The organism is Hyphomicrobium sp. (assembly GCF_041674905.1).
Lineage (GTDB): Bacteria > Pseudomonadota > Alphaproteobacteria > Rhizobiales > Hyphomicrobiaceae > Hyphomicrobium_B.
This window is the reverse complement of sequence record NZ_JBAYUV010000031.1, coordinates 36,603-45,648: the sequence shown is the minus strand read 5'-3', so window position 1 is coordinate 45,648 and position 9,046 is coordinate 36,603. Positions and strand designations below refer to the sequence as shown.

Sequence of the window (9,046 nt, the reverse complement as noted above, 5' to 3'; positions counted from 1 at the left end):
CGGCGATTTCAACGAAGATCTGCGCACGTTCGACATCGACGAACTCCGGGCAACCTTGCGCATCCAGCTTGCGCCGCAGGACGTCATCCGCTTCATGCTGTGGGCGACGGCCGAGACGGGGTGAGCATCGGCGGTTCGCGCATCGTCATGGCCAGTCAGGCGAGGCCCAAGACGCCCGGACAGAGTCGCGCCCTTGGCCTTCTAGAGGGCGATCGGACGGCAAGCGGCCCGGCCCGGCAATGGCTGCGCCCGGCTATTTTCCGCCGGCCCTGCGGGCCTTTGCAGCGCGAAACAAAATAGCCGGGCTTCGCCATCCTCCGCTGGCGCTCCGGCCCTCCGCTGCGCTGCGGGTTCTGGCCCGTTCCGCCCGCCGTCTGGTGATCGCCACGAAGGCCGCGATGGGCGCGGTCGATCCGGCAAAGGACCTCACCATGACGACCGACCACGACGACACCGAATTCGAACCGCCACACACATCCTCCCCGACCGATCACGTGCTCAACGAACTTCAGCTCTATGGCTACCGTCCCTTCCACGACGAGCCTGATCCGAGGCCGCTTCCGGAAGGCGATACCGTCGCGGGCGCCGTCGCCGACATCTTCGACGCCCTGCTCTCGACCCTGAGCGACACGCGCCTCGAACCCGACCTCGAGGACTTGCTCTGGTCGACAGTCAACCTGTTCCACCGCGCCACCGGTCGTATCGAACGCGAACTCGACGATAACGAGCAGGCGCAGCAGAGGAGTCAGCGGGAGCAGAACGGCTCGGAGGTGCGCTCGGTCGAACTCGAGCGTCTCACGGCCGAGGGCATCACGCTGATCGAACGCCGCAACAGCATGGAGCTCTTCCGCGACCAGGCTGCTGAGCGCTTCGAGGTCCAGACCGGCTCCCCCTGGCGTCCCCGCTCCGGATCACTGGTCAACCACCGCGCACTGACTTCGGCAATGATCGACAGTCGCGATTTCCTCGCCGCCAAGCGCCGCGCTGAGACCGAGGTGATGCTGCCGGCAGGACCGAAGATCGCACTTACCGGTGGGCTCGACTTCAACGACCATCGGCTGATCTGGGATCGGCTCGACAAGGTCCACGCGAAGCACCCCGACATGGTGCTGCTGCACGGCGGCTCGCCGAAGGGCACCGAGCTGATCGCCGCCAAATGGGCGACCAACCGGAAGGTGCCGCAGGTCGCGTTCAAGCCCGACTGGACGAAGCACGCCAAGGCCGCACCGTTCAAGCGCAACGACGCGATGCTGGAGGTGCTGCCGATCGGCGTCATGGTGTTCCCCGGCACCGGCATCCAGGGCAACCTCGCCGACAAGGCGAAGAAGTTCGGCATCCCGGTCTGGAAGTTCGGCGAGAGCGGCGCGTGAGCGCCGCCCTCTAAACCGTCGATCCCACCATCCGACCGCTCCGTGATATCATCGTTCGCATGATCGGAAAGTTCAGTAAGCGCATTCTTCTCACCGGCGCTGGATGGTCGCGCAACTGGGGTGGCCAGCTTGCCAACGAGGTTTGGTCATCACTCGTTGGGCATCCGCGCATCCGCGCGAACGCCGGCTTGCGTGACCTCCTCCTGGACGAAACGGCCTTCGAAGTCGCGCTCGGCAAGACGCACGTTGCACCCTTCACGGCCGCTGACCGCGCGGAGATCGAGCAAGCGGTTTTCGACACTTTCGTAGCGATGGATCGTGAGATCGCACGGCCAGACCATGATCCGTGGATCAACATTTACAAGGTGCAGGAACTGCTGTTCCGCTTCTTCGGACAGCGCAACGAGGGAAACAGTTCGGGATATCTGTTCACTCTGAATCAAGACCTTTTCTTCGAACGGCATCTCTACAACGAGCATGTCGCGGGTGCGCCCGGCGGAGTCCTGCCGGGTCTCGTTCCAAGCCCTGGCCAGCGCTGGTTCGGCACGAATATCGGTGCTTATGATCCCACATTCACGATGCAGCCAGTCGTCGACCCGAGAGCACAGGGACGGCTCGCCAACCAGATGAACGTCATCAAGCTTCACGGATCGTTCAATTGGCGATCGCCTGGCGGCGGCAACGTGATGGTTGTTGGAACCGAAAAGACAGCAAAGATCGCTTCGATGCCCCTGCTGAGCTGGTACGCCGACATCTTCAGAGCGGTCATCAACACCGGTGATGTACGGCTGATGATTGCAGGCTATGGCTTCGCCGACGAGCATATCAACGCTGCTATTGCCGAGGCGGTCGAACATCATGGGTTGTCAGTGTTCATCTGGAACACGACGTCGGACGTGAAGGGCCTGGTTTTGTCGTCGCCGCACGGCGCGCGTATCTGGAAGGGATTGATCAGCACAGCCACACGGCCTTTGATCGAGGTTTTCCCGAGCAATCAGGCAGAAACTGAAGAGTATCGCCGCATCCATGCGACCTTTTTCCCCTGATCCGCACACGATTTCCGGCATCCTAAAGCCTTCCCCGCCCAGATCCCGGATTCCAATCGGCCCGGCGATGAGCTAATCTGCGCAGCGCGCCGCGGTGGTGGTGGAAGGCGCGACCGTCACAGCTTTTGTCACGGGGGCTACCACCATGCTTGTCATCGGACTCATCCTCAGCATGTTCGGGATCGGCTTGTTCTGCTGGCTGATCTTCACGCTCGCCGTCTACGCCCTGCCGTTCTTCGTCGGCCTCACTGCCGGGATGGCGGCGTTCCATGGCGGCGCCGGCGTCATTGGCGCGCTGGTTGTCGGCATCGTCGCCGGCGCTCTCACCCTCGGCGTCGGCCAGATCGCGTTCGCGGTTGTTCGCCCGCTGCCTCTGCGCGCCGCCATCGCGGCCGCCTTCGCCATTCCGGCGGCGATTGCCGGCTATCATGCGGTTCTCGGACTCTCGGAGATCGGCGTTCCGTCGCTCGTCTGGCGCGAGGTGTTCGCCTGGATCGGCGCGCTCTTCATTGGCGGCACGGCTTGGGCGCGGATGACGGTCTTCGCAGAGCCTCTCCCGCTACGGCCGGGCGGGGCGTCACGAGACGGGCCTCAACCGGTTCTGACGGCTGTGACGCGCGATGGATGAGCATCGTCTTCATCATCGACTGAGGTAGCGTTGACGATCGGGCGCTTCGGGAACGCGTGCTCAAGTCCCGGAGCATGCGGCCAACGTCGGGCGCGCTTCGCCAGCGTCGGTTCGATCTCTGACGGCCGATGACCCATAGGACAGAGCGTCTCGTTGCGGCATGTGCGCGGCAAACGGTCCCGCCTTTTCCTACCCTATGACCTCTTTCTCTACGCCTGAACTCGCCGACATCTTGTGCAATACAACCGACATCCGCCACGTCTTCTCCCGAGGATGCTGTTCAAGCACGGACGCACCTGGCCTCGTGATGGCCTGATCTGGCCGAAGACCGGCTGCGCCTCGATCGCCTGAGCCGCAACGCCGTCGGATCGACTTTCTTCCCCTGGGCTAAGCCCATTCCTCGCGAGGCAAGAAAGTCTCACCGCCGTCATCCTCCGCTGCGCTCCGGCCCGCGAGCGGGTGCGTCGTCGATCGTCCCCGGCCCGTCGATCGCCATCGAGGCCGCGGTGGTCGCGGGCTCGAAAACAGCAAGGAGAAGTGACATGGCTAACATCGGTTCTTTCAAGAAGGTCGGCACCGACTTCCAGGGCGAGATCGTCACCCTGAGCTTACAGACCAAGGGCGTCCGCATCGTGCCCGAGACCAACCGCTCCAACGACAACGCTCCCAGCCACCGGGTCTATGTGGGCCGGGCCGAGATCGGGGCCGCATGGTCGAAGCGCTCCAACGAGGGCCGCGACTACCTCTCGCTCAAGCTCGACGATCCCAGCTTCAATGCCCCGATCTTCGCCAACCTGTTCGACGACGAGGACGGCGACGGCTACACCCTCATCTGGTCGCGCCCCAGCAAGCGCAACGGCGACTAAGCCGGATCTTCCCGACGCCCCGCCCGGTCCCCCGGGCGGGGCTGTCGCACGACCGTAACCACACCCAAGCCGCGCCGCCACATCCCGCATTGCATCTCCCTCCCGGGGAACGCCGCCGGCCGGTCAGCGAATCGGCCGCCCTGGAAGCGGCCGCCGACCCTCGTGGATGGCAAAAACACCGTTCACAGAGCCGTTGCGGCACCACAAAGCGACTATTATAGTCGTATTTCTGGTGCGCGCAGATCGTCTGTCGGAGGTGATCATGAATGATCACCGGCCGACAAGTTCGGGCCGCGCGAGCCTTGCTGAATTGGAAGCAGGAGATGCTCGCCGAGAAAGCCCTGGTGGCGCTGACCGCCCTGAAGCGCTTGGAGTCCGAAAGGCAGCTCCAGGTGCACGAGGGTACGCGCGATCAGGTGCGCCGTGTTCTGGAAGCCGCTGGGATCCTGTTCGTCGAATCCGACCGTGGCCGCGGCGTCATGCTCCTCCATGAGGCAGAGCCGGCAACGAGGCCAGCGAGAAAGTCGGCGACCTTGAAACGATGAAGCCGGTTCGTGTTAACGTTTAGGAAACCGTATCGCTGAGGAGCTTCGATGCAGTCGCCACCTTTGGACCCGCCGGTGGACGATGTCGCCCCAACCGCCGCTATCCTGACCGGCTACGACGAGCGGCATGCCATCACCTATCTCCGGCTGCTCGACGCGGAAGCTGACGGCGCCGATTGGCAGGAGGTAGCGAAGATCGTCCTGCGCATCGATCCAGTACGGGAACGTGATCGCGCGCGGCGGGCCTGGGAAAGTCACCTCGCCCGCGCCCGGTGGATGACGGAAAAAGGCTATCGCCACCTTCTCCAGGGCGGCGCACCGCACTGAGTTCCGTGCAGGTTTGGCAACGCATCCTGCGACTCTTGTGCGTTTCGAAGCGCTACCAGAGCGTGCATCTTCTGCACAGGGCCGTGGAACGGCGAATGGTAAGAGGAGACGTTGCCCATGGCTCGCGCCGATTGGCGATCGGCGAGCGCGTATGAGGACCTGCGGCCGCTCGATGCGCCTGCCTTCGCCTATGAATTCCTACTGCGGAACCCCGACTTTCTGAGCGACCACGCGCGCCTGGCGCGCAGCAGTCGAAAGCGAACACTTGATCCCAACGAGGCCGAGGTATTCGCTCGGCGCTGGGGGTTACGATTTCGAGCGAAACTTAAATCCCGCGCGACACGCCGTACTCTGGACACCTCAGACGCTCCCGAGCGTGGTGACCCTGACCGAAGGCCCGGACGGCCTCGCCGATCCTAGATTTCGCCTCGATGCGCGAAGCCTCCAATCCATTCTGACCGTCGAAGAAGAGGATCAGGTCGTCGATCTGCGCGGCGCGCAACTGCGGATTCACCGCGAGAACAAGGTCGGCGCGCCTGTCGCCGTTCTCCTGCCGCTTGACCGGCTCTTCGACATCCGCGCCGCCGCCGCGCTGCGCCTGTGGCGCGCGCTGACCGGGCGCACGCCAGGCCCCGTCCTCGGAGCACTCACGCCCGAGCGGCGCGGCCGGCTCATCCTCGCGCTGCGCGCGCTTGATGGCCGGCTCGAACGCGCGACCTACCCCGAGATCGCCGCCGTTCTGTTCGATACTGCCCCCATCTCCAAGCGCGACTGGATTTCGCACGAACTGCGCGATCAGACCGGCCGCATCATCCGCCTCGGGTTCTCCATGATGCGTAGCGGCTATCGCCGCCTTCTCCTTCATCCCTATCGTCGTCGCATATAGGGCTCCGCCTATCTGGATGCGCTTTCGCTACCCTCCGAGATCGCCCTATTTCGGACCGGTCCCCTTCCGCCACCGTGATCGCTGACAGCCGCCGTCATCCGACGGCCTTCCACGCGATCACGGAGGTATCCCATGTCCACCAATCTCGCAGGTTTGCCGCCGCGCTACCTGCGCACGCCGGAAGCCTCGCGCTTCGTCGGCCTCTCTATCCGCACACTCGAGAAGCACCGCATCTACGGCACCGGCCCGCGCTATTCGAAGCTCGGCGGGCGCGTCGTGTACCGCATAGAGGACCTGCAGGCCTGGGTCGACGCCGCCGCCAAGGCGTCGACATCCGACCCCGGCAAGGTCGTCGTGTTGCCGGCGCGGCGCCATACGGCCGCCGAACTTGAACAAGCCCGCCAACCGCACCGCTGACATCTCTCATGCCGGCGCGCCACCGCATCCGCTCCGAACGCGAGCAGCTCGAACTGTTTCGGGCGCTGCCGGGCGATCTCGCGCCGCGCGACGCGCAGGACCTCATGGCCTATCCGTTCTTCTCGCTCGCCAAGACACATCGCACGACGCCGATCGACTACCGGATGAACGACATTGCCATCCGTGTCGAAGCAGTGCCCGAGCACGGCATGGCGACCATCTGGGATGCCGACGTCTTGATCTGGGCCGCATCGCAAATCGTTCAGGCGCGCGACTCCGGCCTGCGCACCTCGCGCCTGATGGCCGCCACGCCCTACGAGATTCTGAGGTTCATCGGCCGCGGCACTAGCGCGCGCGACTATCACCGCCTGAAGGCTGCCTTCGACCGCTTGCAGTCCACCACCGTCGCCACCTCGCTGCGCCAGGCGAGCGAGCGGCGCATGCACCGCTTCTCCTGGATCAACGAATGGACCGAGCACGCCGACGCGCACGGAAACACCGCCGGCATCGATCTCATCGTGCCGGACTGGTTCTATCGCGCGGTCCTCGATGACGCGCTCGTGCTGACGATCGATCGTGCGTACTTCGCCCTAACGGGCGGTTTGGAGCGCTGGCTTTACCGCCTCGTGCGCAAGCACGCCGGCAAGCAGCGTGCGGGCTGGCGGTTCGATTTCCGACACCTCTACACGAAGTCGGCGAGCCTCTCGCCGTTCAAGCGCTTCGCCTTCGAACTGCGCGACATCGCACGCCGCCAGCCGTTGCCGGGTTATCGCCTCGGCGTCGATCGCGCGAGCGGCGGCCGCGAGTTGCTCGCCTTCGTCAGCGACACGTCTTTGTCCACGAGGGCCTGTGGACAAGCTCTGGAAGCGCTCGTGCCATCGGGAACCGCGGGACACGTGCCATCAGGAACCGCACCCTCGTGCTATCAGGAACCGGAAGCGGCTCTTTCCCCAAGCACATCAAATGCTTCAGAGCCGCCTAACTTAGACTCTAACGAAGAATCTAACTCTTCTGTTGTTGGCGGCGCGGTCGACCGGGGAAAACCCGGGAGGGAAGAGCGATGATCGTCGCCTTCCTCAATCAGAAAGGCGGCGTCGGCAAGACAACGCTCGCCCTGCACCTGGCGGGCGCCTGGGCGGCCCAGGGAAAGCGCGTCACGGTCATCGACGCCGATCCGCAAGGGTCAGCGCTCGACTGGTCCGCGCAGCGCGCCAAGGAAGCTGTGCCGCGCCTGTTCGGCGTCATCGGCCTCGCCCGTGACACGCTGCACCGGGAAGCGCCCGAGCTCGCTCTTGATGTTGACCACGTCGTCATCGACGGGCCACCACGCGTCGCCGGCTTGCTGCGGTCGGCCCTGCTCGCCGCCGATCTCGTCCTGATCCCCGCGCAGCCGTCGCCTTTCGATGGCTGGGCGTCGGCCGAGATGCTGAAGCTGCTCGAGGAAGCGCGCATCTTCCGCCCGCAGATCATCGCCCGCTTCGTGCTCAATCGCTGCGCTGCGCGCACCGTGATCGCTCGCGAAACTGCTGTCGGTCTCGCCGATCATGATCCGCCGGTTCTCACCTCGTGCATCGGTCAGCGTGTCGCCTTCGCCGACGCCGCGCGCACCGGACGCCTCGTCTCCGACATCGACATCGCGAGTCCCGCAGCGCGTGAGATCACAGCGCTGGCCGCCGAAATCGATCGGGTGATGCGATGACCGCACGGACGTCGAATCGGCGATTTGCAGCGCGACCAGACGATCCCGATGCGTGGGTGCGCGCGCCCGAGCCTTCGGTCGCAACGCCTGCGGCGGGCGTTCTCTTCACCGCCCGGCTCACCATCGATGTGACGCCCGAGTTGCGCGCCCGGATCAAGATCACGGCCTTCCAGCGCGGCCAGACCGTCGCCGACATGCTGCGCGACCTCCTCGCCCGCGAATTCCCCGCAACCGATGGAGGACAGACATGATGGCGAATCCCGCCTTCGCGCAGGCATCGCTTCGTTCGCCCGACGCCCTTACGACCGTCGAACTCACCTGGCTCGAAAAGCGCGTCGAGCACTGGATCAGGTTCGGCCGCGATGTCGCCGAGACAATCATCGATCGCCGCCGCCGTGTGCTGAGCTTCGCGCCAAACACCGTCTTCGCCTTCGTCCGCTGGGCCTCGAATGACTTCGGCACCGTTGTCTCGCGCATCGACATCGTGCGCTCGGTCGCGCCAGGCGAAGCCTATCAGACGCTGCCGTTCGTCCGTCCCGGCGGCGAGATCCTGCTGCGCATCAGCGGCTGGCCGAAGGTCGAGCGCGTCTTCGCCGCCGTCGATGCCGTCGAAGCCCTCGGCATCGATCCGGCCGACGCGACGCCCGAACACTGGCGGCACGTCCACAATCGCCTGGGCGCCGGATACGAGCCGCGTCCCTATAGCCGCGACCAGCATCGCGCGTGGCTCCTGCGGAGGATGCTGTCATGACGCGCTTTGGCTACGTCATGACGACGTATTTCGCGCTGCTGGGTTTCGCAGGCGCGGCGATCTTTCCCGTCTCGCCGCGGTTCATCTGGAACGCCAGCGCCAGCGTGCCGACCGGACTCTACACCATCCATCCGGCTGGAGTTCTGCATATCACCGAGCTGGTGGTGGTCCGGCCGCCAACGGCGCTCGCGACCTTCCTCGACGAACGACGCTATCTGCCCAAGGACGTGCCGATGCTGAAGCGCATCCTCGCTCTGCCAGGGCAGACCGTCTGCCGCTCCGACCGCACGATCACCGTCGATGGAATCGCCATGGGCGAAGCGCTCGTCCACGACAGAAGTGGCCGTACGCTGCCTATTTGGCGCGGCTGTCGTGTCGTTGCGGATGACGAGGTCTTCCTCATGAACTGGCAGTCGGAAGACTCCTTCGATGGCCGTTATTTCGGCCCGCTGCCTGCCAGCACCATCGTCGGCCGGGCCGATCCTCTCTGGACGCGCGAGGAGGATTAACC

Annotated in this window: 14 protein-coding genes; all 14 read left to right on the top strand. The window is 64.9% G+C overall.

The features are described 5' to 3' along the window. Positions 1 to 431 precede the first annotated feature (431 nt). The 14 genes from WC026_RS12615 to WC026_RS12550 all read left to right on the top strand — a co-directional run bounded on the left by WC026_RS12615 (position 432) and on the right by WC026_RS12550 (position 9,044). The gene (locus WC026_RS12615) at positions 432 to 1,370 is read left to right on the top strand and encodes a DUF2493 domain-containing protein (protein WP_372711351.1); all 939 of its coding nucleotides are present in this window, start codon (positions 432 to 434) and stop codon (positions 1,368 to 1,370) included. A gap of 59 nt (positions 1,371 to 1,429) precedes the next feature. Further along, positions 1,430 to 2,416: an SIR2 family protein gene (locus WC026_RS12610; protein WP_372711350.1), complete on the top strand. Its 987-nt coding sequence runs from the start codon at positions 1,430 to 1,432 to the stop codon at positions 2,414 to 2,416. Between the two features lie 145 nt (positions 2,417 to 2,561). Continuing rightward, entirely contained in the window at positions 2,562 to 3,044 is a 483-nt protein-coding gene (locus WC026_RS12605) for a hypothetical protein (protein ID WP_372711349.1), read from the top strand. Between the two features lie 542 nt (positions 3,045 to 3,586). Then, positions 3,587 to 3,910 (top strand): DUF736 domain-containing protein, encoded by a 324-nt coding sequence (locus WC026_RS12600; RefSeq protein ID WP_372711347.1) that lies wholly within the window; start codon positions 3,587 to 3,589, stop codon positions 3,908 to 3,910. A 266-nt stretch (positions 3,911 to 4,176) separates the two neighbouring features. Further along, entirely contained in the window at positions 4,177 to 4,455 is a 279-nt protein-coding gene (locus WC026_RS12595) for an XRE family transcriptional regulator (RefSeq protein WP_372711345.1), read from the top strand. Positions 4,456 to 4,503: 48 nt separating this feature from the next. After that, a complete protein-coding gene (locus WC026_RS12590; protein WP_372711344.1) occupies positions 4,504 to 4,782 on the top strand; it encodes a DNA -binding domain-containing protein in 279 nt (92 codons plus the stop codon). A gap of 117 nt (positions 4,783 to 4,899) precedes the next feature. Then, positions 4,900 to 5,202, top strand: coding sequence for a transcriptional regulator domain-containing protein (locus WC026_RS12585; protein ID WP_372711343.1), 303 nt, complete (start codon positions 4,900 to 4,902; stop codon positions 5,200 to 5,202). Next, the gene (locus tag WC026_RS12580) at positions 5,159 to 5,668 is read left to right on the top strand and encodes a DUF2285 domain-containing protein (protein WP_372711341.1); all 510 of its coding nucleotides are present in this window, start codon (positions 5,159 to 5,161) and stop codon (positions 5,666 to 5,668) included. Before WC026_RS12585 ends, WC026_RS12580 begins: the two co-directional genes overlap by 44 nt. Before the next feature lie 132 nt (positions 5,669 to 5,800). Continuing rightward, positions 5,801 to 6,085: a helix-turn-helix transcriptional regulator gene (locus WC026_RS12575; protein ID WP_372711339.1), complete on the top strand. Its 285-nt coding sequence runs from the start codon at positions 5,801 to 5,803 to the stop codon at positions 6,083 to 6,085. Between the two features lie 8 nt (positions 6,086 to 6,093). After that, positions 6,094 to 7,149: a replication initiator protein A gene (locus tag WC026_RS12570; protein ID WP_372711338.1), complete on the top strand. Its 1,056-nt coding sequence runs from the start codon at positions 6,094 to 6,096 to the stop codon at positions 7,147 to 7,149. Continuing rightward, complete coding sequence (gene parA, locus WC026_RS12565; protein WP_372711337.1) at positions 7,146 to 7,784, top strand: ParA family partition ATPase; 639 nt, start codon at positions 7,146 to 7,148, stop codon at positions 7,782 to 7,784. Before WC026_RS12570 ends, parA begins: the two co-directional genes overlap by 4 nt. After that, positions 7,781 to 8,035 (top strand): hypothetical protein, encoded by a 255-nt coding sequence (locus WC026_RS12560; RefSeq protein ID WP_372711336.1) that lies wholly within the window; start codon positions 7,781 to 7,783, stop codon positions 8,033 to 8,035. The genes parA and WC026_RS12560 overlap by 4 nt, the downstream gene beginning before the upstream one ends. Beyond that, positions 8,032 to 8,535 carry a DUF2840 domain-containing protein gene (locus WC026_RS12555; protein ID WP_372711335.1) on the top strand — a complete coding sequence of 168 codons (504 nt, stop codon included), beginning with the start codon at positions 8,032 to 8,034 and terminating at the stop codon, positions 8,533 to 8,535. Before WC026_RS12560 ends, WC026_RS12555 begins: the two co-directional genes overlap by 4 nt. Beyond that, positions 8,532 to 9,044: a S26 family signal peptidase gene (locus WC026_RS12550; protein ID WP_372711333.1), complete on the top strand. Its 513-nt coding sequence runs from the start codon at positions 8,532 to 8,534 to the stop codon at positions 9,042 to 9,044. The genes WC026_RS12555 and WC026_RS12550 overlap by 4 nt, the downstream gene beginning before the upstream one ends. The last annotated feature ends 2 nt before the right edge of the window (positions 9,045 to 9,046 follow it).

Coding starts and splice junctions, on each gene's coding strand:
- WC026_RS12615 (WP_372711351.1), top strand. CDS start 432: ATGACGACCGACCACGACGACACCGAATTCGAACCGCCACACACATCC.
- WC026_RS12610 (WP_372711350.1), top strand. CDS start 1,430: ATGATCGGAAAGTTCAGTAAGCGCATTCTTCTCACCGGCGCTGGATGG.
- WC026_RS12605 (WP_372711349.1), top strand. CDS start 2,562: ATGCTTGTCATCGGACTCATCCTCAGCATGTTCGGGATCGGCTTGTTC.
- WC026_RS12600 (WP_372711347.1), top strand. CDS start 3,587: ATGGCTAACATCGGTTCTTTCAAGAAGGTCGGCACCGACTTCCAGGGC.
- WC026_RS12595 (WP_372711345.1), top strand. CDS start 4,177: ATGATCACCGGCCGACAAGTTCGGGCCGCGCGAGCCTTGCTGAATTGG.
- WC026_RS12590 (WP_372711344.1), top strand. CDS start 4,504: ATGCAGTCGCCACCTTTGGACCCGCCGGTGGACGATGTCGCCCCAACC.
- WC026_RS12585 (WP_372711343.1), top strand. CDS start 4,900: ATGGCTCGCGCCGATTGGCGATCGGCGAGCGCGTATGAGGACCTGCGG.
- WC026_RS12575 (WP_372711339.1), top strand. CDS start 5,801: ATGTCCACCAATCTCGCAGGTTTGCCGCCGCGCTACCTGCGCACGCCG.
- WC026_RS12570 (WP_372711338.1), top strand. CDS start 6,094: ATGCCGGCGCGCCACCGCATCCGCTCCGAACGCGAGCAGCTCGAACTG.
- parA (WP_372711337.1), top strand. CDS start 7,146: ATGATCGTCGCCTTCCTCAATCAGAAAGGCGGCGTCGGCAAGACAACG.
- WC026_RS12560 (WP_372711336.1), top strand. CDS start 7,781: ATGACCGCACGGACGTCGAATCGGCGATTTGCAGCGCGACCAGACGAT.
- WC026_RS12555 (WP_372711335.1), top strand. CDS start 8,032: ATGATGGCGAATCCCGCCTTCGCGCAGGCATCGCTTCGTTCGCCCGAC.
- WC026_RS12550 (WP_372711333.1), top strand. CDS start 8,532: ATGACGCGCTTTGGCTACGTCATGACGACGTATTTCGCGCTGCTGGGT.